The organism is Dolichospermum sp. UHCC 0259 (assembly GCF_009711935.1).
GTDB lineage: Bacteria > Cyanobacteriota > Cyanobacteriia > Cyanobacteriales > Nostocaceae > Dolichospermum.
In genome coordinates, this window is the sequence record NZ_VIKX01000267.1 from 1 (window position 1) to 26,570 (window position 26,570).

A 26,570-nucleotide genomic window follows, 5' to 3' on the forward strand; every position below is an offset into this window, starting at 1 on the left:
AGGGGGAGTAGGGGAGGGAAAACAGAAGTTTTTTCCTATCATTACCCGTCAAAATGAATTTGACGAACTACTAGTACAATGGAAATAACTGTGATGATTCTCAAAGCAATCACTTCTGTGGGTGTTAATTACCGTACTCCCTTTTTTGCCAAAGAAAATTACAATTGTCCGTGCTATTATTTGCCTTTGATGAAACAGACAAACTGTAGTTGGGATTTTCTGAGTAAATTTATACAAAAACTCTAATTGGAACTAAGTAAGCTGTGATGAATGCCGTATTACCTCGTTTTTTAAAGTCAGCCTACCGCAAAGAACCTATCATTAGTGCGTTGATAACAGTGGGAACAATAGATGCTCTAATTGGTGGTTTGGATGATAGTTGGTCACTTTTCACCTTTGGTTTAGGAACAGCCGGAATAGCCCTCGTCTTTAAATTATGGCGAATGCAGCAACGTCCAACTTTACCAGAAGAACCTGTTGCACAATATTATTTACCTCCTCAGTCTTCCGCTGACCCTTTACCTGTATTAAAGGTTTCCAAGAAGAAACCCCGTCAGTAGTAAAACCTTTGAATATAATATAAATTAGGGCGGGGAAACCCCGCCCCTACGGGTTTTGTAGTTTAGTGATTATCAGACTATTCAAAATCAAGTAAAATTCAATTAGTAACTATTACTAAATAGACCTACCTATGAAACTACAAACTGCTACCCAAGAAATCAAAGTAGTTACAGCTTACTATACACCAGAAGAATATTTGGAATTAGAAGAAAAAGCTGATGATAAAAATGAATATCGAGATGGGGAAATTATATCTATGACTGGTGGAACAACAAATCATAATAAACTGGCAGGTAATTTTTATATCTGTTTAAATGTGGCGTTAAATGATTTAGACTATGACATTTATATTGGTGATGTGAAATTGTGGATACCACGCTATCGGGAATTTACTTATCCTGATGTGATGGTAATTGAGGGTCAACCTGTTTATTACAGTGCTAATACTACAATAGTCACTAATCCTGTGTTGATTGTGGAAGTTTTATCTAAATCAACAAAAGATTATGACCGTGGAGACAAGTTTCTTTATTATCGCTCAATTCCTGAATTTAAAGAATATATTTTAATTGACCAAACTAAATATTATGTGATGCAATATGTGAAAACTTCGGAAAATCAATGGATTTTAACGGAGTATGAAACTGAGGATGCTATGATAAATTTGTCATCAATTAATGTAGAATTATCTTTGAAGCAATTATATAAAAAAGTCAATTTCTCGGAAAATTTAGCATAAATAATCTCAGAATTTGGTGATTACCTTTTTATTAACAACTGACTAATAACAAATGAATAAATTACTTGTAGTAGCGACGGGAAACCCCGGAAAATTAAAGGAAATGCAAGCTTATTTAGCTGATTCTGGTTGGGAATTAGCTTTGAAACCGGAAGATTTGGATGTGGAAGAAACGGGAGAAACTTTTGCGGAAAATGCTTGTCTGAAAGCCTCAGAAATTGCTAAAGTTACAGGTAATTGGGCGATCGCAGATGACTCTGGTTTGAAGGTAGATGCCCTCAATGGTGCGCCAGGGGTGTATTCTGCTCGTTATGGGAACACGGATACAGAACGGATTGAAAGGTTATTGAGAGAATTAGGTGATCAGGAAAATCGTCAAGCTCAATTTGTGTGTGCGATCGCAGTTGCAAATCCTCAAGGAGAAATCATAATTCAATCTGAGGGTATTTGTCACGGAGAAATTTTGTTTGCACCTTCTGGAGATAGTGGTTTTGGTTATGATCCGGTTTTTTATGTACCAGAGAAACAATTAACTTTTGCCCAAATGACAACGGATTTAAAAAAATCAATTAGTCATCGTGGTAATGCTTTAAAAGCTTTAGTTCCCCAGTTAATTAAAGTTTTGAGTTAATAAATTAAGAATTGAATCACCTTAACCTGATAATGAGAGTAGATGCAATCATTTGTAAATTGATAAAGGCAGGTTACAATTCATGGCATATTCTTGGTTTAAAGCGTTTCACATTGTTGGCTTTGTAGTTTGGTTTGCGGGGTTATTCTACCTGGTGCGGTTGTTTATCTACCACGTTGAAGCTAACCTTGAACCAGAACCAGCAAGAACGATACTGAAAAATCAGTATCAAATCATGGAAAAGCGTCTTTACGATATTATTACTACTCCAGGGATGTGTGTAACGGTAGCAATGGCTATTGGCATCTTATCTACCAACATGGAACTGTTAAAAGAACCTTGGTTACATTTCAAATTAGGTTTTGTAGGGATTTTAATCGGCTATCATTATTACTGCGGTAGGTTAATGAAGCAGTTAGCAGCAGGTGAATGTAAGTGGAATGGGCAACATTTACGCGCTTTTAATGAAGCACCGACGCTGTTATTAGTGGTAATTGTGATGTTGGCTATATTCAAAAATAACTTACCCACAGACCTCACCGCTTGGTTAATTTTTGGTTTGGTGATTTTCATGGCTGTAAGTATTCAACTTTACGCCAAAATCCGCAGACGCAATCAAGAAAAACTCACATTACAAGCACAAGAGGAGTCAGGAGTAAAAGCTTTTTAGCTAGTTTAACACTACTCAGTGGTGTTAAATGAGGCTAGGGATACTTCGGCAAGCTCAGTACAAGTAGGTTATTTGCTTGACTGCAACATTCCCGCCCGGAACTTAAGTTCCGGTCTCAAAGCTAAAGTGCGTTGAAACGCACTCTGGTTAATTCAAAATCACAAATTATCTTATTTATCCTAAAGTAGTCGGTTTTAACCGACTTTAGCTTTGAGACAGGAAATTTATTCCCTGGCTTGAAGGGACATCAATTTACGTTAAACTGTAACTGGTTGACGAACTTCTACTGCTTCTCCTGTTAAACTAAAAGCGCGAACTTCGGTAATTTTCACCTTGACTATTTGCCCTTTGAGTTGGTTAATATCACCAGTAAAGAAAGTGAGACGATTTCCCCCAGTTCTTCCCATGACTTGGTTTGTGTCTTTGGTATTTTGAGCTTCTACTAATACTTCTTCAATCCGATCAAAGTAACGTTGCGATCGCTCTGCTGCTTTGATATTAACTAAATGATTCAATCTTTGCAAGCGATCGCTCTTTACTTCCTCACTCAATTGATTATCCCACAAAGCCGCAGGTGTGCCAGGACGGGGTGAATAAGCCGCAGTATTCACCAAATCAAACCCAATATCTGCCACCAATTGTAAAGTATTTTCAAACTGTTCTTCTGTCTCACCAGGAAAACCCACAATCGCATCAGCACTAATTGACGCATCCGGCATATACCTTCTAATATTATCAATAATCCGGCGATATTTTTCCTGAGTATAGCCCCGTGACATAGCTTTTAAAAGTTCATTATCCCCAGATTGAAAAGGAATGTGAAAATGTTCGCAGACTTTGGGCAACTCTGCACAAGCTTTAATTAATCTTTCCGTAAAATAACGGGGATGACTAGTCGCAAATCTTATCCGTTCAATACCCGGTACATCATGGACATAATGCAGTAAATCTGTCAATGTGTGCAGGTGACGACCTTCGGCGGTAGAACCAGGTAAATCGCGTCCGTAAGCATCAATATTTTGACCCAAGAGAGTAATTTCTTTATATCCCTGTTTTGCTAACTGTTCGATTTCCGCCCGCACTGCTTCCGGTGTCCGGGACTGTTCCACACCGCGCACATTGGGAACAACGCAATAAGTACAACGTTCGTTACAACCATAAATAATATTTACCCAAGCAGTCACCTGACTATCCCGACGCGGTTGGGTAATATCTTCAAAAATATGCACTTCTTCGGTAGCGACAACTTGATTACCAGCAAAAACCGACTCTAGCAAATCTTTCAGACGGTTAGCGTGTTGAGGTCCCATCACCAAATCCAATTCTGGCACACGCCGCAGCAAAGCTTCACCTTCCTGTTGGGCAACACAACCAGCAACAATCAAAGTTAAATCAGGTTGTTCCTGCTTCCGTTTGGCTTGTCTACCTAAATAAGAATATACTTTTTGTTCCGCATTATCCCGAATGGTGCAGGTATTGTAAAGAATTACATCTGCTTGGTTTGGGTCATCTGACCATTCAAAGCCCATGTCTTCTAAAATACCAGCCATGCGTTCAGAGTCTGCCTTATTCATTTGGCAACCGAAGGTGATAATGTGGTAATGGCGGTTAGTGGTCATTGGAAATTACGCTTAGTTAGTAATGTATATCAAGTCTGTTTTCTATTCTACAATAGTATATTCTCTAGTTGCGATCGCGCTCTAATTGATCAATAACTCTTTGTAAATACCAATCATCGGACATTCCCGGATAATTAGATTCTTGTTGTTGAATTAAGCGTTTGGCGATTTCCCATTGTCCCCCCACTAACCTCAACAGTCGCTGACGTAAAATTTCATATTTCTGATTTTTGGGTTCGGGATTGAAAGTCTGGATTTTTTGTAACCTATTTAATACTTCTTGATAATTTTCCCAATCTTCTTGTTCACAATAAATACTCGCTGCTTTTTGATAATCAGCTACAGCATTTTGCATTTCTTCTAACAATGTATAGGCAAGACCACGATTATAGTAAGCTGGAGCATAATCATGATTAATTTGCAGCGCTTGACTATAATCTTGAATTGCATTCAAACAATTACCCATTTCCCGATAAATATTACCTCTAGCAACATAAACTAAAGGATCTTCTGGTTGCAGTTTTAAAGCTTGGTTTAAATCCGATAATGCACCCGGATAATCACCAATTTGGCAACGGGCTTTTCCTCGGTTACGATAAACAATAGCATCTTGAAAATCCAGTTTCAGCGCTTGATTAAAGTCAGTAATTGCTTCTCGATAATTCCCCAGTTTACACAGGACTACGCCGCGACAGCAATAGGCTTGAGCATCATTTGGATCAGCCTTTAATACCCAGTTTAAATCAGCGATCGCTTCTTTAGTTTCTCCCTGTTCTGCCTTTGTTAATAATTGCTGAAAATATTGATTAGTGGAGGTAATAGATACAGTTACAGACTTATTTATTTGTTGTTCTGGTTTTTGAGGTGGTTGTAATTGTTTAATTTTTTGCAAACAACTTTGACATTTTTCCTTATCTTTTTGTTCTAGATATAATTCGGCTGCTTTTTTAAAATTAAAAATAGCATCTTGAATATGTCCTTGTTTGCGGCGGACAATCCCCCGTAAATCATAAGCAGCAGCATCATTAAAATCCAGCCGAATTGCCCTTTCTACATCCTCCAAAGCACCGGGAAGATTTTTTAATGCCAATCTGGCTAAAGCTCGAAAATAACAAGCTTCTCGACTATATTCATCTAGTTTTATAGCTTCAGTATAATCATAAACAGCTTGGAGAATTGCCCCTGAATCATAATATGCTAAACCCCGTTGAATATATGCTTGACTAAACCCAGGATTTTGTTGAATAGCAGCGGTAAATTCTCCTATCGCACCAGCATAATCTTGTTGTTTAGCCTTTTCTAATCCCCGATTATAAAATTCTTCATTCATATTATTTATTAGTCATGAGTAACAAAATGTCATTTCATTTATTTATAACCTTTCTTCGTCTGATGAAATACAAAATTATCTGCGTTTATCTGCGTCCATCTGCGTTTAATTATTTCTTATTATACCTCATTTGAGGGTTATTTGTTGGATGCGATACAATTTAGGGCGGGGTTTCCCCGCCCCTACGGGTTTTGTGATTAAAAGTCAGACATGATACTAGGATAATTGATCACAAATACATCCCTACTGCCCAAACCTGGATTTTGGGGTTTTATCGGCGTAGTAAAATGAAAAAATTGATCTTCATTCACCAAAATTATTTCTCCAGGTTGCAAAATCTTGTTAAAAACTGGCTTTTCTTTTTTAGCAGAATATAAATGGGTTTCTCCACCTTGAACATTATCTCTTCCTGCGGAAAAAATGCCAATAAAATCACTACCATCTTTGTGAATACCTTCAGGTGCAGGATTTCCTAAATTAGTGGGTGAACAGGTAGTTCTAATTTGATGAACATCAACTTCTGCTGACGAATACAATTTGCAAGAATCACAAAATGCCAAAACCAGTTTCTTGAAAATATCTAATTCTATCAGTGCATCATCTAATTCTGCAAACTCCCTTTTTACTCCTCCCAATAAAGGATTATATTCTCTACTTTGTAATAGATATCCATGAGGTAGTTTAACCAATTTATCTCCAGAAACTTGAAATCTGGATAATCTGCGGGAACGATATTCACCCTTAACATAAGGATCAATTGGTAAATTCTCAAAAAATGGTTGAAAACCTGCTGTATTAATCGAGTTTACTTTTCTCAGAGTGAACAGAAAAGCATATTCTAATTCTGTATAGAGTGAGACTGTTTGCATAGGATATTTTTCCTTGCATTGGTAAATGCTACCGTATTTAGGGTTTGCTGAAAAAGTTATCTGTGAGGGCTAGGAGTCAGGAGTCAGGAGTCAGGAGTCAGGAGGAAGAATTAGAAGAATAGTCTTGAATCCAAGTGATAGATTTTTGCTAATTTCAACCCTTATTCCTTGCACCTAATTCACCTTTTTCACATTCAACCTCTTGATATATCTAAGTTGTAGCTTTATATGGCTTACGCCACGCTACGCTATCAGCAAGCCCTATTTATCTAAATGGTAAGCTGTGATATCTATTATATTTAATTCCTCTAAAGATATCGTAAATTTGACTACAAAAGTTACTGATTTATGATCTAAATTAGACTTTCTCGGCAAGATCCCCGATTTCTTTTGTTTATTATCAGAACTTACGCAACTGGCACATTAGTAGGGTGCGTCAGATATCAACAATCTGTTCACTTGCAAGATTTATGCAGTCTGACGCACCCTACAACAGATTTTTAGTGTGATTGTTCATGGTACAATGAGATCCCCGACTTCTTTTGTTTATTATGTCCACAAACCATAAATTGATCTCAGAAGTCGGGGATCTGTTCTAAATCAATGCTCTACTTGTTTTTGACTAATGATTGATTGGCTCTATAACTACCCCACACTCTATCCTGGCATTTTACTCAAACGCTACAAGCGGTTTTTTGCTGATGTTCAACTAGATTCTGGAGAGGTAGTAACAGCACATTGTCCGAATACGGGACCAATGACGGGAGTTTCTACCATTGGTAGTGCTGTACAAGTTTCTAAAAGCGATAATCCTAACCGCAAATTAGCTTATACATTAGAGTTAATTCAAGTTAATGATAATCAAAAAGCTTGGGTAGGTGTAAATACGGCTTTACCTAATCGAGTCATTAAATTAGCTTTAGAAAAACATTTATTCCCAGAGTTGGGTGAATATGAACAGGTGAAGGGTGAAGTTGTTTATGGAAAAGATCGCAAAAGTCGGATAGATTTTTATTTGACGGGTAGTGCTGAACAACGCCCAATTTATTTAGAAGTAAAAAATACAACTTGGTGTCAGGGAACTTTAGCCTTATTTCCCGATACAGAAACCACCAGAGGACAAAAGCATTTACGGGAATTAATGGAAGTTTTACCCGCCAGTCGGTCGGTAATGCTGTATTTTATTAACCGAGGTGATTGTGTAGAGTTTGCACCTGGAGATACAACAGATCCCGTATATGGTCAGTTGTTGCGAGAAGCGATTAAGCTGGGTTTAGAGGTTTTACCATGTCGGTTTGATATTTCTCCTGAAGGTATTCGTTATTTGGGTTTAGCAAAACTGAAGATTTAACACCCATGCCGAAAATCTTTGTTACAAATAGATGGCTGGCTTGTGGATAAATTCTTGACAATTGCCGCAGTGTTATATACAATTAATACAATGTGTTGAAATTTTTCGACACACCTCGCCCGAACCTTGAAAACCCTATAATTTCGTTGAAGTGTGTCGACTGCTTACACAGCAAAGACTTCAGCCTCCAAAATCTGCCGCTGGCTAGGAAATTTTTTCGATTTTTTAGAGGTGCGTCGATTGGGGTATCTGAAACCCTTGCTCAGTAAGGTTTCCAGAAGTGAACCCTTTCCATTACCACTTCCCCTCACGGGGATGGAAACCAGCAGTATAAACCAGTTGTCCTTTTGTATTAGGCCTTTCCATTACCACTTCCCCTCACGGGGATGGAAACTTTGCATAGATCCAAAGCATATTTTTGAACCTCCGCTTTCCATTACCACTTCCCCTCACGGGGATGGAAACCAAATGCGCTTAGTTAGTGCTATCTCTTTTATCTGAGATATCAGTTGACATTACCTCTTCCCCGCAAGGGGATGGAAACTTTTCTCCTGTCATCATCTTGGCCACGTAGGAATAAGTTGACATTACCTCTTCCCCGCAAGGGGATGGAAACCGCTCGATACTTACCGGAAATTGTGCAAAGTGTTCATAAGTTGACATTACCTCTTCCCCGCAAGGGGATGGAAACTCATCATGAACCGATGCCGCTATCTTCCCACCGTAGTCATAGAGTTGACATTACCTCTTCCCCGCAAGGGGATGGAAACAAGAAGTCCATAGCTTGAAGTACAGCAGGTTTACCGAGTTGAGAAGTTGACATTACCTCTTCCCCGCAAGGGGATGGAAACTAAAAACATGATTTGATGGAAATTATTATTGAGAAAGCAGACTAATTAATTTCTTTGCGTCTTTGCGTCTTTGCGCGAAACATTCATTAATATGTAATTCATTGGTCTAAAAATAGCTATCAATGATTATTCTTTTAATGGGCGTTTCTGGTTCTGGTAAAACCACCATTGGTAAACTCTTAGCAGAAACACTAAACTGTAAATTTAGCGACGCTGACAACTTCCACTCAGCAACAAACATCGAAAAAATGCGGCTGGGTATTCCTCTCAATGATGCTGATAGAAAGCTTTGGTTAGAAGATTTACAAGCAGCCATCAAAAATTGGCTACAAGAAAATAAAAATGTAGTTTTGGCTTGTTCAGCACTCAAAACTAACTATCGTCAAATGCTGATGATTGATAGCTGCATTCAGCTAGTTTACCTGAAAGGGTCTTTTGATGTGATTGAAAACAGGCTAAAAGCCCGACAAAATCACTTCATGACCGAAAAGCTCCTCAAAAGTCAGTTTCATGACCTTGAAGAGCCAGATAATTGTATTTGTGTTGATGTTTCTGAACTGCCCGAAGTGATTGTAAAGAAGATTAGAACTGCTTTAGCAATTTAAGCGAGTTGATGAAATAATATTAATGTCACTAATTTTAGTTGCAAAAAGTTTTTGAGGGTAGATAATGGAAGTAAGCAGCCTGGAGTTCTCATGACCCGTAGGGAGAAATTAATTAAGCGGTTTATCAGTCGTCCCAAGGATTTTACCTGGGAGGAGTTGGTTAGCTTGCTTTCTGGTTTTGGTTTTGAGGAAGTCAGCACGGGTAAAACGGGAGGTTCTCGACGACGTTTTCTCAATGATGCGGGAGTGGTTATAACATTACACAAACCTCATCCTCAAAATATTCTTAAAGGATATCAAATTGAACAGATTATTGAAATTCTCCAAAGAGAAGAATTGCTATGAATGACATGATGCAATATAAGGATTATTTCGGCTCTATTCACTATAGCGATGAAGATAAAATCCTCTATGGACAGGTGGAATATATTCGCAGTTTAATTAGTTTTGAGGGGGAAGATGTCGCTAGTCTGAGGGCTAGTTTTGAGGAAGCAATTGATGATTATTTGACTCTATGTGAGGAAAAAGGGATTGAACCTGAGAAGCCGTTTAAGGGGAGTTTTAATGTGCGTGTAGGTAGCCAACTTCATCGCCAAGCGGTGTTATTTGCTCAACAGCGGGGGGTGAATCTCAATAAGCTGGTGACAGATGCGCTGGAACGTTATTTGCAGGGAGAATCGTTGGAAAATGCTTGAAAAATGCCAAATTACATCAGGAATACCAGCTAATTGTCACTGATATTCCCGTAAAATATGCTATTGGTTAAAGTTGATGGGAAGCGAGAAAAGCATCAACTTCTGCCGCAGTGGGTTGGGAAGCGATCGCACCTGGTTTAATAGTAGTTAATGCTCCCACAGCACTGGCATAGGTGACAATCCTTTTGGCTGTTTCTGCGTCTTTGAGGCTATGAATCCCCACTTGTTGCAATTGATGGATAAACCCAGCCAAAAAACTATCTCCCGCACCGGTTGTATCTACCACAGACATGGAAAACGCCGGCATTTTACCTTCATTTTCCCCTAAACAATAAGCACAACCATGTTCACCGTCTGTCACCAAAACCCCTTCCAAAGAATTGAGCCTATAAGTAATTGCTCCGGGGTCTGTTGTATCAAACAACCATTGTGCCTCTTCCTTGGTTAATTTGATAAAATCGAATTGCTTTAGCAATAACAGGATTTTGGTTTTAGCTGTCTTTTCATCTTGCCAAAATACTGGTCGCCAATTGACATCGAGAATAGTTTTCAGATCATATTGTTCTGCTAACTCCAAAGCCCGCAAAACCGCTTTTTCACTTTCAGGATAGGCTAATTCCAAAGTTCCCACCACCAAAAAGTCAGCTTCATTAAAGAGCGCAGTTGGTAGTTTTTTAGCTTCGAGGCGGGTATCAGCAAATTCAGAGGTATCATATTTACCAAAACCAGCAAAAGTGCGATCGCCCGCCAAATCCCTAACCACATATACTTGTCTCGTTGGCGCTGTAGAATGACGTTGTACACCCGTCGTATTCACACCAACATCTTCCAATAACTTTACCAACTCATTCCCCGCTTCATCCACACCCACAGCCCCCAGAAAACCGGCTGAAGTTCCTAACTTGACTAAAGCACAAGCCACATTCGCCGGCGCACCTCCGGGATAGGGAGTCCATGATTTCACTTCTTCTAGCTTAAGTCCCAATTGATCAGCTAAACAGTCAAATAAGACTTCACCAAGGCATAAAATAGAAGGATTACTCATTTCATTTTTGATTTTCGATGGGGCATAATCTAAATCTAGTTTGACACTATCGCAGTATGCACTTGAATAAAGCTTTTTAATTAATCCTAGTTAAAATCAATACCTATTATCTGTAACAAGTCAGACTACAAACCTAAAATTAAAAGAAAATCTTGATATTAGTATTATTAGCAACATTTAAAACTATCTACCTCGTAAAGAATCTTTTAGAATAAGGAATTAAGACTTGAGTACATATACACAAGGGAGGAATAGTAAGTCATGGCTACTAGTGAGTCTGGGACCCGTGTTAGTCTGTCAGACAGAGAACTGCAAATTATAGACTTAGTGGCCACAGGTTTAACTAACCAAGAAATTGCGGTCAAACTGGAAATTAGTAAACGTACAGTTGATAACCACATCAGTAATATTCTCTCCAAGACGAAAACTGATAACCGTGTGGCTTTGGTACGTTGGGCTTTACAATGGGGTAAAGTTTGTTTGAATGATGTTAATTGCTGTTCTCTTCCGATCTGGAATGATGAGAGTATCTCTTAGAGGTTGTTTGAAAAGTTTTAGGTTGTGATTTTAGGCACTTACAAATCCCCCTTAACAAAGGGGGAACTAGAGTCAAAGTCCATAACCCAACAAATGTTTTAAACTCGTTGGGTTTTGCTTTGCTCAACCCAACTTTGTATAACTTAGCACTCAGAACAGGCTAAATTTAATATTTACCTGTGAATACTCGTTCAGCAGGTCCTGTCATGTAAATCCGGTTATCAAGTTCTGACCATTCAATTTCTAGAGGTCCACCGGGTAATTCAATAGTAGCAGTGCGATCGCATTTATCGTTCAATACACCCGCTACCAAGGACGCACAAGCACCTGTTCCACAAGCGAGGGTAATTCCAGCGCCTCTTTCCCAAACGCGCATTTTCAAATAGTTACGATTGACTATTTCAATAAATTCGGTGTTGGTTTTTTTAGGAAATACAGGATGATTTTCAAATTGGGGACCAATACTTTCTAAATTAATCGCCGCAACATCTTCCACAAAGGTGATACAGTGGGGATTTCCCATGCTGACACAGGTAACATCCCAGGTTTTTCCGCCTACTTCCAAGGGTTGATTAATGACTTGAAACTCACTAGGTGATAAAGTGGTAGGAATTTCCCCTGCTAATAACCGGGGTTCACCCATATCCACTTTGACTTGACCATCATCGGTGAGTTGGGGGGCAATCACACCTGCTAAAGTATGAATATGATATTTATCTTTGGTTCGGGAAATGCCTTCTAGGTCTGTCAGAAATACCGCTAAACAGCGAATCCCATTCCCACACATTTCTGGTTCTGAACCATCGGAGTTAAAAATCCGCATGGTGTAATCAGTGCCATTTTGTCCAGGAAGTGCGAAAATAACACCATCTGCCCCGATCCCAAAATGGCGATCGCACCATTGTACCGCTTTCTCTGGTGTCAATACTGGTGTCAATGAGGAACGGTTATCAATGAGGATAAAATCATTACCGAGTCCTTGATACTTAGTAAATTCGATTGCCATTTTGCTCTAAATGAATTATTAAAGATTCATTCATACTATTAAAAAATTTGTCAGTTGTCAGTTGTCCATTACCAATTACCAATTACCAATTACCAATATAATATATGGCAACCAATCAATTTGATACTTCACTACCTAGCACTCGTCAAGTCCAGAAGTGCATTAAAGAAAAATTAACGGTCGAATTTAGATTAATGACTGGTGATTTGATTACAGGTCACATATTTTGGCAAGATCATAATTGTATCTGTGTTTTTGATGGTAATAATGAGCAAATTATGGTTTGGAAACAGGCGATCGCCTACATGAAACCATTCAGTGATACAGTAACGGAAAGAGGATTGATCCCGCAAAATGTCAGTGTTGAAGTTGTACCTAAGTAGGGTTTGCTGATAGCAACCTAATCAAACCTATATAAAACCGTGTTGCTTCTAGTTGCTTATCGGATTGACTGGATATTATTGGTTTGTCTAATATTTAAATTAACGGTGGAATTTAGCGCGACTAATCAACGTTAAGGATATTTATACAATGTCTAAAATACGAATCACAGATATACCTTTATTCGCAGATATATCTATGGATCAACAAGAAGTTATAGTAGGTGGTACGATTACGGATATCGGGACAAACCCTGTACCCAATTCTATTCTTTTAAACCCAATTATCAGTAATATTCTTACCAGTTTCAATATTAATCCTCTTGACTGGGGACAATACTTTGATGGTGTACCATTCGATATAAATTTACCGATTACGGGATAATTTTAAAGCCTTAAAAACTGTATAACCCCTCCCCCTTCGGGTGAATGCCTCCGGCACGCTACGCGTTAGCAAAGCTCGACGAAGTGGCACACCAGTCGCCTACGGTGGGAAACCCGCCTACAGCGCTGGTTCACCGCAAGCGAGGAGGGGAATAAGAGGTTTGTTCTGGTGTATGTTTTTCTACAACTAATAAGCGATCGCCTAAAAGAAGTGTAGTTTGACTATTAGGAAATTCTAGAAAATACTAAATATTCTCTAACCAATTTCGTAAATCTTCCACAGCGTCTAAATCAAATATCGCTTCTCCTAAATCTTCTATTATTTCTACATTTAATTTTCTAATTCTTGCTTCTAATTCAACATCAATTTTGCCAAATTTCCTATTAATTTGACGAAGTATTAAATTTTTTTCTCTTTCAATTCCTGTTTCAATTCCTAGTTCAATTCCTTCTTCCATCCAACTGGTGACAATTTCCATAACTTCCTCCTTTTCCCCTGTTATTAATGAACCTCTAATAAGCGATCGCCTAAAAGAAGCGTAGTTTGACTATTAGGAAATTCTAGAAAATACTAAATATTATCTAACCAATTTCGTAAATCTTCCCCAGTGTCTAAATCAAATATCGCTTCTCCTAAATCTTCTATTATTTCTACATTTAACTTTCTAATTCTTGTTTCTAATTCAACATCAATTTTGCCAAATTTTCTATTAATTTGACGAAGTATTAAATTTTTTTCTCTTTCAATTCCTCGTTCAATTCCTGTTTCAATTCCTCTTTCAATCCCTCTTTCAATTCCTCTTTCAATTCCTTCTTCCATCCAACTGGTAACAATTTGCATAACTCCCTCCTTTTCTTTATTGATGAATGTACCTATTTCTGTTTGAAATTTCTCTTCTTCTATTTGGTTAAGTCGTAAATATGTATCAATAAACCCTGATATCAATTGCATTTTAGCTGGATTTAATTTTAAGGTGACTAATAACCTTAAACATTCAGCTTTGACTTTTGGCCTATCCGCTGTTGCTATGCTCATTTTTGACATCAAAGCTGATGCAATTGGATTTTGACGATTTAAAAAATCTCGCCAGTTTAGTTGATTCAGTTGCACTACTTGATAATTAAATTTTAGCACTTCAAAATCAGGAAAGTTAATTTCATAGCTATTGATTGCTAAAGTTTTAGGTGAGTCATAGGAGAATATGACTATAGGATAGATTGGTAAGTCTAGTTTTTCATCTAATCTAGCAAAATAGCGAAACATTCTTTTGTTAAATTTCGCTCTTGCACCTGATTCAGCTTCAACATGAACGATAAAGTAAGAAGGTTGATCTAAAAATTTAACTTTGGCGATTAGGTCGGTTTCATATTTGTCTCCTGCGGTGACATCGGTAAATATTTCCTTATCTAGTAATGTAACTGATTCGGGGTCTAGATATTGGAGAACTTGAGGGAAGAAAAGTTCTATAAACTCTATGAAAAACGTGGATATTAGTTCTTTAAATAAGCGATCATGGTCTATATTTTCTGTCATGGTAATATTTTATATTTAGGTAGATCAGGAAAGTTATAAATCTGTAGTTAAATGTAAATTTAGTGTATAGCTTATGGTCAAGTCATTGCACTAAATTTACAAAAATCAATATACCGTAGGTATATCAGTTTTACTATGATTTTCTACTTAATAGTGATTTTACCTTCGGCAAATTGGACTAAAGCTGTGAGTTCTTCTGCTGATCCTACCACTAATAAGCGATCGCCTAAAAGAAGTGTAGTTTGACTATGAGGATAATCAATTTCTTCCCCGTCAGCCCGACAAATAGCCATTAAACTCACCCCAGTTAAATAACGCATATTTACTTCTTCTAAAGTCATGCCAATTAAAGGTGAATCTGCTGGTAAATCATACCAACGACGATTAAGATCACGGGTGACTTTTTGTAAATATTGGGAAACTTCAGCAGCAGAACTTTCAGGGCGTAAATCTAAATAATGATCTTGGCGAATTTGCTGCATTTTTTGTTGTACCACTTCTGGTAACAAACCCACACCAATTAAGAGATGAGTTGCCATTTCTAAACTAGCTTCAAATTCTGGCTGGACTACTTCCTTTGCCCCTAATTGATAAAGCACTTCAATATTTTTATCTTGGGTAGCACGGACAACTGTATCTAATTCTGGACATACTTCCAGGGATCGTTTTAAGCATAGCCGAATACTGGCAGGATCAGGAAGAGCGATCGCCATTCCTTGAGCATGACTAACACCAGCAGTTTCTAAGACATGAAGACTCACCGCATTACCATAAACATAAGGTATTCCCGCTTCCCGTAACTGTTGAATCCGACTTTCTGATTGGTCAATTACTACCACAGATAATTGATATTGTTGTAACAACTTCACCAAATTTTTACCTAGTCTTCCGTAACCACAAACTACTACATGATTTTTCTGCGGCAAATCTTCCGAAAAATCATGAGCTTGGTCATCCACCAAATATGGTTTTAGCCAGGGCATAGATTCGGCAAAATCAAATAAAAATGGCACTAATCGCAAGACAAAAGGAGTTAACATTAAAGTAACGGCAGTAGTTCCTAAAATTAGTAAATATATCCGCCGAGACACCAAACCTAAAGCTTGTCCTTCACTAGCCAAAACAAAAGAAAATTCCCCAATTTGTGCTAATCCCAACCCGACAATTAAAGATGTTTTTAAAGGATAGCGAAACAAACTTACTAAAGGAGTAATAATTAAAAACTTACCCACAAAAACTAAAGCCACCAATCCGAGAATCAATTCTAGATTTTGCCACAAAAATACCGGATCAATTAACATCCCAATAGCAGCAAAAAATAAACTAGCAAATATATCTCGCAATGGTTCAACAATAGTCAAAGTCTCATCAGCATATTCCACTTCAGAAATCATTAAACCGGCGACAAATGCCCCCATTTCAATGGATAACCCCAAGTATTCTGTAAATAGGGCAATTCCTAAACAGATGGTGACAACACCTAATAAAAATAACTCCTTACTTTCCGTGCCGGCTAATAATCTGAGTAAGGGGGGAATTAACCAAATCCCTGCTACAACCGCACCAGCGGCAAATAAACCAATCTTTAGTAATGCCATCAGTACAGCAATGCCAATCACCTCTCCTGGTTCATGGAGGGCTGGTAAGACAGCTAACATTAATCCCAGGGCTAAATCCTGGACAACCAACATTCCCAGCATTACCTGACCGTGAGGTGTTTCCGTTTCATTGCGTTCCATTAAGCACTTGAGAACCACCGCAGTGGAAGACAGAGACAAAATCGAACCCAAAAATACACCTTTAGCGGGTAAAGTTCCCCAAGCGCCAGTGACACCGCAGACCAAAACAGTGATGAGAATAGTGAGGATAATTTGTAAAGTACCACCTCCGAGAGCGATCGCCTTAACTTTCCTGAGTTCCGTTAAGGAAAACTCCACACCCAAAGCAAACAACAAAAACGCCACCCCAAACTGAGCCAAGGTTTCCACTTGGATAAGTTCCTTAATCAGTCGCAGTCCAGAAGGGCCCACAACCATCCCACCAATCAGATATCCCAGCAAAACAGGTTGTTTTAACAGCGCAGCTAATAGACCACCACAAGCTGCAACAGCAAACACCAAAACTAAATCAATAATTAACCGAAAATCTTCTTGCACCGATTTTAATTAAGAACTATAAAGAACCATATAGATTCAGTCTACAAACTTTTATCAATTTCCGGTGAGGACTGGGATACAAGAAAATATAGCAGGGAGCAGGGGAGAGGATTTATTGAAGATTCCTCTGCGCCTCTGCGTGAGAAAAAATCTAATTCAAGTACCCAAAAATCAACCTAAAACCCGATAACCAATATCTCGGCGATAATACATTTGATCAAATTGAATGTTTTTTATACCTGCATAAGCTTGAGCTAAAGCTGCTTGAAAATCCTCCCCCAAACCAGTCACATTCAACACCCTACCGCCATCTGTCACAACTTCCTGGACGGCATTTAACTTTGTCCCCGCATGAAAAACCGTCGCTCCTGCGGTCTGGGCTGCTGTAAAACCAGTAATTACCTTACCCTTAATATACTCCCCCGGATAACCACCGGAAGCAGCCACCACCGTCGCCGCAGCCCCTTGTTTCCAAACAATCGGCGGCATATCTCCTAACCGCTGTTCTATACAAGCCAAGATTAAGTCTTCCAAAGGTGTTTCTAACATCGGTAAAATTACTTGGGTTTCTGGATCACCAAAGCGACAGTTAAATTCTAAAACCCGAAAATCACCATCTGGTGAAATCATTAACCCCGCATACAAAATGCCTCGGTAGTCAATGCCCCTATTCTGTAAGGCATGAATAGTTCTTTCTAACACCTCTGTTTGTACCCGTGCCATTAACTGTGGTGTGGCAATTGGGGCGGGAGCATAAGCACCCATGCCTCCGGTATTGTCTCCTGTATCACCTTCGCCAACGCGCTTATGATCTTGAGCGGGTAATAATGGGCGAATAGTTAAACCATCGGTGAGAGCTAAAATAGATACTTCTTGCCCGACTAAACATTCTTCAATGACAACGGAACTACCAGCAGATCCAAATTGTCCTTGAAAAATTGCCTCAATGGCAGCTTCAGCTTGAGCAATGGTTTCGGCAACTGTGACACCCTTTCCAGCCGCTAAACCATCGGCTTTAATCACAATGGGCGCACCTTGGGATTGAATGTAAGCTTTTGCTGGTGCGGCTTCTGTAAATACCGCAGATTTAGCAGTGGGAACTCCAGCTTCTGCCATTAATGCTTTAGCCCAGGCTTTACTTGCTTCTATTTGCGCCCCTTCCTTATTTGGACCAAATACAATTAAGCCTTGATTTTGCAGATAATCGGTAATTCCCTCAGCTAAGGGAACTTCTGGACCAACAATTACTAGAGGAATATCATTTTTTACTGCATATTCGCTAATACCTGCAAAGTCATTAACTGCTAAAGGGAGATTTTGACAACCTTGCATGGTTGCTGTTCCCCCATTTCCTGGTACACAGACAACTTGCTCGATTTTATTGGATTGTAGCAATTTCCACGCAAGCGCGTGTTCTCTTCCACCGTTACCGATAACTAAAACTTTCACTTATTTCCTCATAAGTCTCTTGCTTTTACGAGAATACCAGTTCGGGAGTTCGGTGATTCAGGTGCTTATAGGGATTATCTAACAATTCAATTTATTAATGGTAAATTTATGAAAAATATAAATACATTAATTCTTATATAAGCAAGGTGCAATAAGTCGGTATTAACCGCAGATAAACACAGATAATTTTGTACCTTATTACTTACAGGGATTTTCGGGTCAATGAACTACATTTTTTTGTCTCACGCAGAGGCGCAGAGGCGCAAAGAGTGTGGTCTAAAGATATGAAAACTACCTTAAAAGTATAAACTAAGATGATAAGAGTATTATTTTTCACCAACAAAAAGGTATCACTATGACAACTATGACAGAATCCGAAAAAAATATTTTACACGCATATATCGGTTCATCTCTCAACTATCTTGAGTTTGGCTCTGGGGAAAGTACGATTTATGCGTCAGGTTTACCTACGATACATACGGTGACATCAGTAGAATCCTCAAGACAATTTATCAATGATTTTTTGATGCAAAATTCAGATGTTCAGAATGCGTTAAAAAATAAAAAATTGAATTTTCACATTGTTGATATAGGTGAAACAGTTGCTTGGGGATACCCAAAAGACGAAGCAAAAAAACATCTGTGGCCAAATTATTCGTTGTCTGTATTTAATGGTGATTTGCAGTATGATTTAGTTTTAGTTGATGGAAGATTTAGAGTTGCAAGCACTTTATGCAGTATCCTCAGTACCCCAGATGCTTGTAAAATACTCATCCATGACTTCTGGAATAGACCCGAATACAAAATTGTCTTAGAATTTTTACAGGTAATAGACAAAGTTGATACAATGGGTGTATTTGCTAAAATTGATTCGATTGATTGTCACAAAGTTCAATCAATCATAAGAAAATATCAATATCTCCCTGGGGATTTAGAGGGTGTGTAAAAACGCCTCTCCCAACCTCCCGCGCAAAAGAAATGGATTTGACACGACTTATCCTTTCTGCTTTAAGGGGATTGTAATTATAAATTCCGTTCCTAATCCTGGAGTGGAAATACATTGCAAACTACCATGATGTTTTTCGGTAATAATTTTATAACTGATAGATAAACCTAAACCTGTGCCTTTACCGACGGGTTTAGTCGTAAAAAATGGTTCAAATAGACGTTTTTGAATGTTTTCAGGAATCCCCACGCCATTGTCTTGCATCCGAATTATTACTTGTTGATCTTTGGAGATTTCAGTATAAATTTCAATTTTGGCATTGTCTGTAATGCTGCCATTGATTAATGATTCTTCTAAGGCATCAATGGCATTTGCTAAAATATTCATAAATACTTGATTGAGTTGTCCTGGATAACATTCAACTTTAGGGAGTTGGCTATAGTTTTGGATGACTTCGATAGCTGGACGTTGTGGTGAAGCTTTTAAACGACCGCGTAAAATCATTAATGCCCCATCAATACCTTCATGAATATTAACAGCTTTCATTTCGGCTTCATCTAATCGGGAAAAATTGCGTAAAGATAGAACAATATCTTTAATTCTTTCTGCTCCAAATTCCATCGAACCAAGTAATTTTGGTAAGTCTGTGATGACAAATTCTAAGTCCATATCTACTATTTCTGTGACAATTTCTGGAACTGGTTTGGGGTAGTGCTGTTGATAAAGTTGAATGAGTTTAATTAAGTTTTGAATATATTGATTGGCTGGGGTGATATTCCCATAAATAAAACTCACTGGATTATTGATTTCATGGGCTACACCTGCTACCAATTGTCCTAAACTTGACATTTTTTCACTTTGCACAAGTTGAGCCGCAAGTTGTTGTGCTTCTTGACGTAATTGGGTTTCTGAATTTCGTAATATTTCTTCAGCTTGTTTGCGCTGGGTGATATCATGGATAATGGCGACGTATTCCTGAAAATCTTGATGAAGTCGGTCGGAAATGGAAACTTCTAGGGTTCTGATTTGCTGATGATGGTGTAGGGTGTGTTCCGCGCGTTTATCCCATGATTCTGGATATTTTGTTAATTCGGGTAGCCATTGTTGAAGATGATGTCCTAATAATTGTGATGGGTGAACGCCGAAGAAATATTCTGTGGCGGGATTTGCTTGGCGAATAATCCCCTGTTCATCTAGGACTAGGATGGCATCTTGGGCAACTGTAAATAGGTGTTCGGCGGATTCTCTGGCTTCTGTGAGGGCAACTACTTGGGGTAAACTGGTCCAACAGGCGATCGCTACTCCCACAAATGCTACAGTGATTAATAAAATAACCGTTAAATTTTTGCTAGTGGTAATAAAAGCTATGTTCAATTGCCATACAAATAAACAACCCACTAAAACCGCACTACATAGTAGAAAAATTAGTATTCCTACTTGGATAATGAGAGGGTCTTTAACTGATTTTTGTCTTTGTGATTGATAGAGTTTTATCCACCAATAGGAACGAAATATAGGTAGAGGCAAATAGCGAACTACAACATCAACTATCAAAACTATAAAGGGGGCGAAAAATCCCGCTAGAAAGTCTTGCCAACCCCAATTATATGCGGTCAGTAACAAAATTATAGTCTCTATAATAAATAATCCTAAAGATAATTTTGGCCACAATATATTTGGTTGATGGCGTTTTTTCCACAGTCCTAAGTGCATGAGCATAAATGCCACAAACCAAGCTACATTGCCGACTATGACAATTTGAGATACATCACCCCAAAGACAGTAGATCATGCTGATACACAAACTGAGAACTAAGGATGCTCCAAATACTCCCCTAGCCGAAACTAAAGAAAATATTGGTGATAGGTGTTTGTCTATAGCTAATTGATAGATAATTCGGGGAGAGTTAGAAACGGCGGTTGTTGAACCTACCAAACAACAAATAGTGAGTAAAAAAGTGACAGTGATTGGGGCAAAATCTCCCCAAAAAGATGTTGATGCTACTGCCAAATTTAGATAAGCATGATCTTCTAAACCTTCAATAGTAGATAATCGGATAATTACCCAAGAACCACCAATAAAAATTGGTAGCATTAACCAAGCAGCAATATCCAGAAATTTTAAAGTTTGTCGAGGATGACGACTATCCGCTACAAAGGAAGAAACGGTTTCACAACTGTAGGCTGTATAACTAATAAAAAAGAACCATTTAGCCCAATCTATAAAACTTAATGATGCCCAAGTATCAGGAAAAAAGCCCGGACTATGAGGAGAAAAAGCTAGAAAACCTAGTCCTTGGCAACAAAATAATAAAAGTAAAATTAATGCTGGAAATGAAAATAATAAATGTAAAATATTTAAAGCTCGATTACCACTAAAAGCTACAATAAATGGTAATAAGGTAAAACTAAATTTGAGCATTATTTCTGGACAAGTAATATCTATGATATCCAGATTGGTTTTGATCATATCTGTGAGAATTACAGAATTGAGAGGTATCACTGAAAGCCAGGATATTAGATAACCAATTGCTGCATAGCGGGCGATAATTGGGTAGCCTGTCCACAAGCGAGTGATGTAGTTAGGAGTACCTCCAGATACATCTACTAAATTCCTACCTAGATGTTTAACTTGATAATTGACTAGCATTCCGACTATGACAGCAGGAATCCAGACAAAAATAGCTGCTGTTCCTAATTCAGCATGAACTGTAGGGACTAAGGTTATCCAACTAAGATGGTTGGTGACACCAAAAGTCCAGGTTTCCAAAGTAGTCATACTTCTTGGTAAGCTTTGGAATGCAAGTTGATGGTGAACTGGACTATGGGAACTTGACATAAATGTTTGTTATGGGAAGATTTAGGAAGTAGGGGCGCAGGGCCTGCGCCCAGTCAGAAGTCAGAAAGAAGTGTGACTGAGGCCACGCTGCACTGTCACCATAAATTCTTTGTAGGAATGGTAAAATATCACGTCTTTACAGGTGTTCTGGAATTAAGTATAGTTTTAGACGTGAGCAAGTAAGTCAAAAAAATATGAGTGGTAAATTAATTGTATTTGAAGGTGTGGAAGGTTGTGGTAAAACTACTCAAATGCAACGGTGTTTTCAGTGGTTGGAAAGTTTAAATATATCAGTAATCCTGACTCGTGAACCGGGGGGAACGGAGTTAGGAAAGGATTTACGGGCGTTATTATTGGAAAAGTCACCAAGTAAACCGGTGGGGGAAGTTACGGAATTATTATTATACGCAGCGGATAGGTCACAGCATATTGAAGAGGAATTAAGACCTAATTTAACCATAGGGAAATTTATTTTGTGCGATCGCTATACTGATTCTACTATTGCCTATCAAGGTTATGGTAGAGGTTTAAATATGAATCTCATTCATCAACTTAATCAGATTGCTACTGGCGGCTTAGAAAGTGATTTAACTATTTGGTTAGATGTAGATGTAGAGGTAGGACTAGCCCGCAAACGAGGACAAGCTAAACTAGATAGAATTGAACAGGAAACTATTACTTTCCATCGTCGGGTACAGCAAGGATATACAGAATTAGCAGCATCCAATCCATCTCGAATTGTGCGAATAGATGGTAATGAAAGTCAAGATATTGTTCAAAAAAATATACAGGAAATTTTACAGCAACGCCTGTTTTCATAACTATGTTCTCGCCATTAATCGGACAACAGCAAGCAGTAGAATTATTAACTCAATCCGTTAAACAACATCGAGTTGCACCAGCTTATATGTTTGTGGGTGCTGATGGTGTAGGCAGAAGTTTAGCAGCAAAATGTTTCATAGAATTACTTTTTTCTAGTTCCATAAAACCTGATCAAATTCCCATTTTACACAATCGCATTCAGCAAAGAAATCATCCAGCTTTATTGTGGGTAGAACCAACTTATCAATATCAAGGACAAAGACTCACCCCAGCAGAAGCAGCCGAAAAGGGAGTTAAACGCAAAGCACCGCCGGTCATTCGTTTAGAACAAATTCGAGAAATTACCCAATTTCTTTCCCGTCCACCCTTGGAAGCAGAGAGAAATGTCATAGTATTAGAACAAGCAGAAACAATGGCAGAATCTGCCGCAAATGCCTTATTAAAAACCTTAGAAGAACCAGGAAAAGCGACATTAATTTTAATTGCCCCTTCCCCCGAATCTGTGCTACCAACTTTAGTATCCCGTTGTCAAAAAGTTCCCTTTTATCGGTTAAATACTGCGGCTATGACTCAGGTATTGACACAAACAGGAAATGCCGAAATTTTACAACATCCAGAAGTTTTAAATATAGCCGCAGGTAGTCCAGGAAATGCCATTTCCTCCTACCAACAATTGCAAACCATTCCTAGTGAATTTATCGCCCAAGTGAAAAAAACGCCAACATCTTACCGTCATGCTTTAGAATTAGGTAAAAAAATTGATAAAGAATTAGATACAGAAGCCCAATTATGGTTAATTGACTATTTACAACAATACTATTGGCAGCAAATACACGAACCAAAAATTATTCAACAGTTAGAAAAAACTCGGAAACATTTACTTTGTTACGCCCAACCTCGTCTAGTTTGGGAATGTACATTTTTAGCCTTATTTCAAATATCCCAAAATCCGTAGGGGCGGGGAGACCCCGCCCTCAATTATATTACTCTTCATTTCTCTTTGCGCCTCTGCGCCTCTGCGTGAGACAAAAAAAACGTGGTTCATTTACCCAAAAATCGCTGTAATTATTGAAATTTTTCCTTACCTCATTTAATCAGGATCACAACGAATTTCAATCATAAATCCATCAGGATCATAAAAATACACTCCCCTCCCAGTAGGACGAGAAACAGGTCCATAAGCAATAACTAAATTATGTTCTTTAATCACTGCTAACGCTTCGTCAAATAATTTTGGATCAATATCAAAAGCTAAATGAGATGCTCTAGTAAAAGACTTACTGGGATCTGGATCTGGTGGTAATAATTCTGGTTCTCCAAATAAGTCAATAATTGTGCCGTCAGGAGTGACAAAATTAGCGACTTTGCCAGCGTTTACAAGTTCTCTCAATGTTTCTGGTATTTCATCCCCGGTAAGTTCGTGTAAGCCTAAAATCTGACCATAAAAATGGCGAGATGCTGCCATATTTTGGACATTAAAAGCAATATGATGAACTTTGCGGAGGTAGCCAGTGGGAATATTTTTGTGAGCAATCATCATCCCAAAATTTAGAATCTATGGATTTAAAATTATCTGTAAATCGAGAATAAAGCCCGGTAAAATATCTTCACCAGAAAGTTTTGGTGGGTTGTCAAAATCAAAGTTCAAAACTTCTACATCTTTTCCGTAATGATAAATTTCTACCAAAGGTGTTTGTGGATCAATTAACCAACCTAAAAGCGCCCCATTATTTTGATATTCTCGCATTTTAGCGCGTAATTTTTCTAAACTATCCGTTTCTGATCGCAATTCAATCACAAAATCAGGACAAAGGGGGGGAAACCGTTTTTTTTCTTCTTTACTTAAAGCCTCCCAACGTGCTAGTTTTACCCAAGCTGCATCAGGACAGCGATAAGCACCACTAGGTAATTTAAACTCAGTAGAAGAATCAAATACTTTACCTAATTTAGTTTGACGATTCCAAATACTTAAATCTGTAGTTATATCTGAGTTTCTAATTCCGCTTTCTCCACCTGTGGGGGGCATAATAATTAATTCTCCGGTTTGGGTAAGTTCTAATTGCCAAGGTTCGTTGGCAATGCAAAGTTGATAAAACTGCTCATCTGTTAAATTTACTGCGGGAGGTATGTTTAAAGTGAGGGTTTCCATAGGTTTCGCTTCAAGAGGCTAGTTTTATTATCAGATAAAATTCAGAAAAATTTAGGAAAATTCAGGCTAGGTGCTAAAATTGACCCCAATGGTAAAAATGACGAGATGCTGGCATATTTTGGATATTAAAAGCGATACGATGAACCTTGCGAAGGTAGCCGGTGGGAATAGTATTTTTATTCATTTTTGATAATTGAGAATTTTTGCATATACTGTAACCCACAACAATATCATCCTACTTGACATTTAATGTAGAATACTATAGTATTCAAGTATGAACAACAAAACAATTGATTTATTCGCAGGTGCAGGTGGCTTAAGTACAGGCTTTTACTTGGCTGGCTTTGAAGCGTTATGTGCCATTGACGTAAATAAAAAAGCGTTAGCCACCTATCAACATAACTACCCAAACACTAAAGTTATACATCAAGATATTCGTGAAGTTAATCCCTCAGAACTCCGTTCATATCTAGGTTTAAAAAAAGAAGAACTAAAAGCAATTATTGGCGGACCTCCTTGTCAAGGGTTTTCCAGAAATATACCTGCCGAATATCGCTATATAGATGATCCTCGGAATCAGTTATATAAAAGTTTTATAGAATTTGTTCAAGAGTTCAGACCGCTTTACGTCATTATGGAAAACGTCCCGGAAATTTTGACTGCATACAAAGGTTTATTTAAAAATGAAATTACAAATCAACTAGAATTACTGGGATATAAAGTTGTTACATCATCTTTAAATGCTGCTAACTACGGAGTGCCACAAACCAGAGCTAGAGCTTTCTTTATTGCTAGTTTAGAGCATTTAATTTGCTTACCAGAGCCTACACATAATGGTGATCTTAAAAGTGGTTATAACAAAAAAGAATCATCCTATCAAACGAATCTACTAAAATCTAATTATTCTCCAATTGTTACAGTTAAAGATGCAATTGGAGATTTACCACAACTAAATGCAGGACAAAAATATGATGAAGATAGATATCCCTCCGATCCACAAACAACTTATCAATCTTTAATCAGACATGACAGCACAAAAATTACAAACCATATTGCTCGTGCTTTAAGCTCCATTCAAATGTCAAGAGTAAGGCTGTTAAAGGAAGGACAAGATGCCAGAGATTTACCACCTGAATTAGCACCTAAAAAGCACTATAGTGGGGCTTATGGAAGGCTTTATTGGGATAAACCAGCGAAGACAATTACCAGATGGGTTTTTCATCCTGGTTCTGGTAGATTCTTTCATCCCACACAAGATAGAACCATTACAATACGTGAAGCTGCGAGACTTCATTCTTATCCAGATACTTTCCACTTTCTAGGAACATATACAGAAATGGCTTCTCAGAGTAACTGTTCACACTCCCCCACTAAAAAGGAATTAGGAAGTAACAGGGATAGGA

The 26,570-nt window shown here is 38.2% G+C and carries 27 protein-coding genes and 1 CRISPR repeat array; of the genes, 15 read left to right on the top strand and 12 right to left on the bottom strand.

Annotated features, from left to right (window positions below; translation table 11 throughout):
- The first annotated feature begins 266 nt into the window (after positions 1-266).
- From FJR05_RS22545 to hemJ, 4 genes are all read left to right on the top strand, one after another.
- Positions 267-560, top strand: a complete 294-nt coding sequence (locus FJR05_RS22545; protein ID WP_168646205.1) for a hypothetical protein — start codon at positions 267-269, stop codon at positions 558-560.
- 131 nt (positions 561-691) lie between these two features.
- Positions 692-1,300 carry a Uma2 family endonuclease gene (locus FJR05_RS22550; protein WP_168646180.1) on the top strand — a complete coding sequence of 203 codons (609 nt, stop codon included), beginning with the start codon at positions 692-694 and terminating at the stop codon, positions 1,298-1,300.
- Positions 1,301-1,352: 52 nt separating this feature from the next.
- Complete coding sequence (gene rdgB, locus FJR05_RS22555; protein WP_168646181.1) at positions 1,353-1,931, top strand: RdgB/HAM1 family non-canonical purine NTP pyrophosphatase; 579 nt, start codon at positions 1,353-1,355, stop codon at positions 1,929-1,931.
- Positions 1,932-2,013: 82 nt separating this feature from the next.
- Positions 2,014-2,601 carry a protoporphyrinogen oxidase HemJ gene (hemJ, locus tag FJR05_RS22560; RefSeq protein ID WP_168646182.1) on the top strand — a complete coding sequence of 196 codons (588 nt, stop codon included), beginning with the start codon at positions 2,014-2,016 and terminating at the stop codon, positions 2,599-2,601.
- A gap of 257 nt (positions 2,602-2,858) precedes the next feature.
- On the opposite strand, the gene miaB is transcribed toward hemJ, so the two are convergent.
- From miaB to FJR05_RS22575, 3 genes are all read right to left on the bottom strand, one after another.
- Positions 2,859-4,220, bottom strand: a complete 1,362-nt coding sequence (gene miaB / locus FJR05_RS22565; protein WP_168646183.1) for a tRNA (N6-isopentenyl adenosine(37)-C2)-methylthiotransferase MiaB — start codon at positions 4,218-4,220, stop codon at positions 2,859-2,861.
- 64 nt (positions 4,221-4,284) lie between these two features.
- A complete protein-coding gene (locus FJR05_RS22570; RefSeq protein ID WP_168646184.1) occupies positions 4,285-5,550 on the bottom strand; it encodes a tetratricopeptide repeat protein in 1,266 nt (421 codons plus the stop codon).
- A 197-nt stretch (positions 5,551-5,747) separates the two neighbouring features.
- Complete coding sequence (locus tag FJR05_RS22575) at positions 5,748-6,419, bottom strand: 2OG-Fe dioxygenase family protein (RefSeq protein WP_168646185.1); 672 nt, start codon at positions 6,417-6,419, stop codon at positions 5,748-5,750.
- 625 nt (positions 6,420-7,044) lie between these two features.
- Between FJR05_RS22575 and sfsA the strand changes: the two genes are divergently transcribed.
- The 4 genes from sfsA (at position 7,045) to FJR05_RS22595 (ending at position 9,921) form a co-directional block, all read left to right on the top strand.
- The gene (gene sfsA, locus FJR05_RS22580) at positions 7,045-7,770 is read left to right on the top strand and encodes a DNA/RNA nuclease SfsA (protein WP_168646186.1); all 726 of its coding nucleotides are present in this window, start codon (positions 7,045-7,047) and stop codon (positions 7,768-7,770) included.
- 287 nt (positions 7,771-8,057) lie between these two features.
- A CRISPR array of direct repeats spans positions 8,058-8,621; the repeat unit is 35 nt; unit sequence TTGACATTACCTCTTCCCCGCAAGGGGATGGAAAC.
- Between the two features lie 122 nt (positions 8,622-8,743).
- Positions 8,744-9,226, top strand: coding sequence for a gluconokinase (locus FJR05_RS22585; protein WP_168646187.1), 483 nt, complete (start codon positions 8,744-8,746; stop codon positions 9,224-9,226).
- 90 nt (positions 9,227-9,316) lie between these two features.
- Positions 9,317-9,571: a type II toxin-antitoxin system HicA family toxin gene (locus FJR05_RS22590; RefSeq protein ID WP_168646188.1), complete on the top strand. Its 255-nt coding sequence runs from the start codon at positions 9,317-9,319 to the stop codon at positions 9,569-9,571.
- Positions 9,568-9,921, top strand: coding sequence for a type II toxin-antitoxin system HicB family antitoxin (locus FJR05_RS22595; RefSeq protein WP_168646189.1), 354 nt, complete (start codon positions 9,568-9,570; stop codon positions 9,919-9,921). The genes FJR05_RS22590 and FJR05_RS22595 overlap by 4 nt, the downstream gene beginning before the upstream one ends.
- Positions 9,922-9,988: 67 nt before the next feature.
- Here FJR05_RS22595 and FJR05_RS22600 read toward each other — a convergent pair whose 3' ends face one another.
- The gene (locus FJR05_RS22600; RefSeq protein ID WP_168646190.1) at positions 9,989-10,966 is read right to left on the bottom strand and encodes a carbohydrate kinase; all 978 of its coding nucleotides are present in this window, start codon (positions 10,964-10,966) and stop codon (positions 9,989-9,991) included.
- Positions 10,967-11,227: 261 nt separating this feature from the next.
- Here FJR05_RS22600 and FJR05_RS22605 point away from each other — a divergent pair, with 261 nt between their 5' ends.
- A complete protein-coding gene (locus FJR05_RS22605; RefSeq protein ID WP_168646191.1) occupies positions 11,228-11,503 on the top strand; it encodes a LuxR C-terminal-related transcriptional regulator in 276 nt (91 codons plus the stop codon).
- A gap of 166 nt (positions 11,504-11,669) precedes the next feature.
- Here the strand turns inward: FJR05_RS22605 and dapF are convergent, their stop codons facing one another.
- A complete protein-coding gene (dapF, locus tag FJR05_RS22610; protein ID WP_168646192.1) occupies positions 11,670-12,509 on the bottom strand; it encodes a diaminopimelate epimerase in 840 nt (279 codons plus the stop codon).
- 104 nt (positions 12,510-12,613) lie between these two features.
- Here dapF and FJR05_RS22615 point away from each other — a divergent pair, with 104 nt between their 5' ends.
- Together FJR05_RS22615 and FJR05_RS22620 are read left to right on the top strand one after the other, a co-directional pair.
- Entirely contained in the window at positions 12,614-12,892 is a 279-nt protein-coding gene (locus tag FJR05_RS22615) for an RNA chaperone Hfq (protein WP_168646193.1), read from the top strand.
- A 148-nt stretch (positions 12,893-13,040) separates the two neighbouring features.
- A complete protein-coding gene (locus FJR05_RS22620; protein WP_168646194.1) occupies positions 13,041-13,274 on the top strand; it encodes a hypothetical protein in 234 nt (77 codons plus the stop codon).
- A 244-nt stretch (positions 13,275-13,518) separates the two neighbouring features.
- Here FJR05_RS22620 and FJR05_RS22625 read toward each other — a convergent pair whose 3' ends face one another.
- The 4 genes from FJR05_RS22625 to purD form a co-directional block, all read right to left on the bottom strand.
- Positions 13,519-13,752, bottom strand: a complete 234-nt coding sequence (locus tag FJR05_RS22625) for a DUF4351 domain-containing protein (protein WP_168646195.1) — start codon at positions 13,750-13,752, stop codon at positions 13,519-13,521.
- 92 nt (positions 13,753-13,844) lie between these two features.
- Positions 13,845-14,807, bottom strand: a complete 963-nt coding sequence (locus FJR05_RS22630) for a DUF4351 domain-containing protein (RefSeq protein ID WP_168646196.1) — start codon at positions 14,805-14,807, stop codon at positions 13,845-13,847.
- 143 nt (positions 14,808-14,950) lie between these two features.
- A complete protein-coding gene (locus FJR05_RS22635) occupies positions 14,951-16,963 on the bottom strand; it encodes a cation:proton antiporter (RefSeq protein ID WP_168646197.1) in 2,013 nt (670 codons plus the stop codon).
- 171 nt (positions 16,964-17,134) lie between these two features.
- The gene (gene purD / locus FJR05_RS22640; RefSeq protein WP_168646198.1) at positions 17,135-18,412 is read right to left on the bottom strand and encodes a phosphoribosylamine--glycine ligase; all 1,278 of its coding nucleotides are present in this window, start codon (positions 18,410-18,412) and stop codon (positions 17,135-17,137) included.
- A 355-nt stretch (positions 18,413-18,767) separates the two neighbouring features.
- Here purD and FJR05_RS22645 point away from each other — a divergent pair, with 355 nt between their 5' ends.
- Positions 18,768-19,358: a hypothetical protein gene (locus FJR05_RS22645; protein ID WP_168646199.1), complete on the top strand. Its 591-nt coding sequence runs from the start codon at positions 18,768-18,770 to the stop codon at positions 19,356-19,358.
- A 48-nt stretch (positions 19,359-19,406) separates the two neighbouring features.
- Here FJR05_RS22645 and FJR05_RS22650 read toward each other — a convergent pair whose 3' ends face one another.
- Complete coding sequence (locus FJR05_RS22650; RefSeq protein WP_168646200.1) at positions 19,407-22,196, bottom strand: ATP-binding protein; 2,790 nt, start codon at positions 22,194-22,196, stop codon at positions 19,407-19,409.
- Positions 22,197-22,390: 194 nt separating this feature from the next.
- Between FJR05_RS22650 and tmk the strand changes: the two genes are divergently transcribed.
- Complete coding sequence (gene tmk, locus FJR05_RS22655) at positions 22,391-23,017, top strand: dTMP kinase (protein WP_168646201.1); 627 nt, start codon at positions 22,391-22,393, stop codon at positions 23,015-23,017.
- 2 nt (positions 23,018-23,019) lie between these two features.
- A complete protein-coding gene (locus FJR05_RS22660; protein WP_168646202.1) occupies positions 23,020-23,973 on the top strand; it encodes a DNA polymerase III subunit delta' in 954 nt (317 codons plus the stop codon).
- Between the two features lie 135 nt (positions 23,974-24,108).
- On the opposite strand, the gene FJR05_RS22665 is transcribed toward FJR05_RS22660, so the two are convergent.
- Both FJR05_RS22665 and FJR05_RS22670 read right to left on the bottom strand, forming a co-directional pair.
- Complete coding sequence (locus FJR05_RS22665) at positions 24,109-24,555, bottom strand: VOC family protein (RefSeq protein ID WP_168646206.1); 447 nt, start codon at positions 24,553-24,555, stop codon at positions 24,109-24,111.
- An 18-nt stretch (positions 24,556-24,573) separates the two neighbouring features.
- Positions 24,574-25,167: a Uma2 family endonuclease gene (locus FJR05_RS22670; protein ID WP_168646203.1), complete on the bottom strand. Its 594-nt coding sequence runs from the start codon at positions 25,165-25,167 to the stop codon at positions 24,574-24,576.
- Between the two features lie 274 nt (positions 25,168-25,441).
- On the opposite strand from FJR05_RS22670, the gene FJR05_RS22675 reads away from it, so the two are divergent.
- On the top strand, positions 25,442-26,570 hold a 1,129-nt coding region (locus FJR05_RS22675), incomplete at its 3' end, for a DNA cytosine methyltransferase (protein WP_168646204.1).

Excerpts from the sequence above, each read along its gene's own strand:
- FJR05_RS22545 (WP_168646205.1), top strand. The coding sequence starts at position 267 with ATGAATGCCGTATTACCTCGTTTTTTAAAGTCAGCCTACCGCAAAGAA.
- FJR05_RS22550 (WP_168646180.1), top strand. The coding sequence starts at position 692 with ATGAAACTACAAACTGCTACCCAAGAAATCAAAGTAGTTACAGCTTAC.
- rdgB (WP_168646181.1), top strand. The coding sequence starts at position 1,353 with ATGAATAAATTACTTGTAGTAGCGACGGGAAACCCCGGAAAATTAAAG.
- hemJ (WP_168646182.1), top strand. The coding sequence starts at position 2,014 with ATGGCATATTCTTGGTTTAAAGCGTTTCACATTGTTGGCTTTGTAGTT.
- miaB (WP_168646183.1), bottom strand. The coding sequence starts at position 4,220 with ATGACCACTAACCGCCATTACCACATTATCACCTTCGGTTGCCAAATG.
- FJR05_RS22570 (WP_168646184.1), bottom strand. The coding sequence starts at position 5,550 with ATGAATGAAGAATTTTATAATCGGGGATTAGAAAAGGCTAAACAACAA.
- FJR05_RS22575 (WP_168646185.1), bottom strand. The coding sequence starts at position 6,419 with ATGCAAACAGTCTCACTCTATACAGAATTAGAATATGCTTTTCTGTTC.
- sfsA (WP_168646186.1), top strand. The coding sequence starts at position 7,045 with ATGATTGATTGGCTCTATAACTACCCCACACTCTATCCTGGCATTTTA.
- FJR05_RS22585 (WP_168646187.1), top strand. The coding sequence starts at position 8,744 with ATGATTATTCTTTTAATGGGCGTTTCTGGTTCTGGTAAAACCACCATT.
- FJR05_RS22590 (WP_168646188.1), top strand. The coding sequence starts at position 9,317 with ATGACCCGTAGGGAGAAATTAATTAAGCGGTTTATCAGTCGTCCCAAG.
- FJR05_RS22595 (WP_168646189.1), top strand. The coding sequence starts at position 9,568 with ATGAATGACATGATGCAATATAAGGATTATTTCGGCTCTATTCACTAT.
- FJR05_RS22600 (WP_168646190.1), bottom strand. The coding sequence starts at position 10,966 with ATGAGTAATCCTTCTATTTTATGCCTTGGTGAAGTCTTATTTGACTGT.
- FJR05_RS22605 (WP_168646191.1), top strand. The coding sequence starts at position 11,228 with ATGGCTACTAGTGAGTCTGGGACCCGTGTTAGTCTGTCAGACAGAGAA.
- dapF (WP_168646192.1), bottom strand. The coding sequence starts at position 12,509 with ATGGCAATCGAATTTACTAAGTATCAAGGACTCGGTAATGATTTTATC.
- FJR05_RS22615 (WP_168646193.1), top strand. The coding sequence starts at position 12,614 with ATGGCAACCAATCAATTTGATACTTCACTACCTAGCACTCGTCAAGTC.
- FJR05_RS22620 (WP_168646194.1), top strand. The coding sequence starts at position 13,041 with ATGTCTAAAATACGAATCACAGATATACCTTTATTCGCAGATATATCT.
- FJR05_RS22625 (WP_168646195.1), bottom strand. The coding sequence starts at position 13,752 with ATGGAAATTGTCACCAGTTGGATGGAAGAAGGAATTGAACTAGGAATT.
- FJR05_RS22630 (WP_168646196.1), bottom strand. The coding sequence starts at position 14,807 with ATGACAGAAAATATAGACCATGATCGCTTATTTAAAGAACTAATATCC.
- FJR05_RS22645 (WP_168646199.1), top strand. The coding sequence starts at position 18,768 with ATGACAACTATGACAGAATCCGAAAAAAATATTTTACACGCATATATC.
- FJR05_RS22650 (WP_168646200.1), bottom strand. The coding sequence starts at position 22,196 with ATGTCAAGTTCCCATAGTCCAGTTCACCATCAACTTGCATTCCAAAGC.
- tmk (WP_168646201.1), top strand. The coding sequence starts at position 22,391 with ATGAGTGGTAAATTAATTGTATTTGAAGGTGTGGAAGGTTGTGGTAAA.
- FJR05_RS22660 (WP_168646202.1), top strand. The coding sequence starts at position 23,020 with ATGTTCTCGCCATTAATCGGACAACAGCAAGCAGTAGAATTATTAACT.
- FJR05_RS22665 (WP_168646206.1), bottom strand. The coding sequence starts at position 24,555 with ATGATTGCTCACAAAAATATTCCCACTGGCTACCTCCGCAAAGTTCAT.
- FJR05_RS22670 (WP_168646203.1), bottom strand. The coding sequence starts at position 25,167 with ATGGAAACCCTCACTTTAAACATACCTCCCGCAGTAAATTTAACAGAT.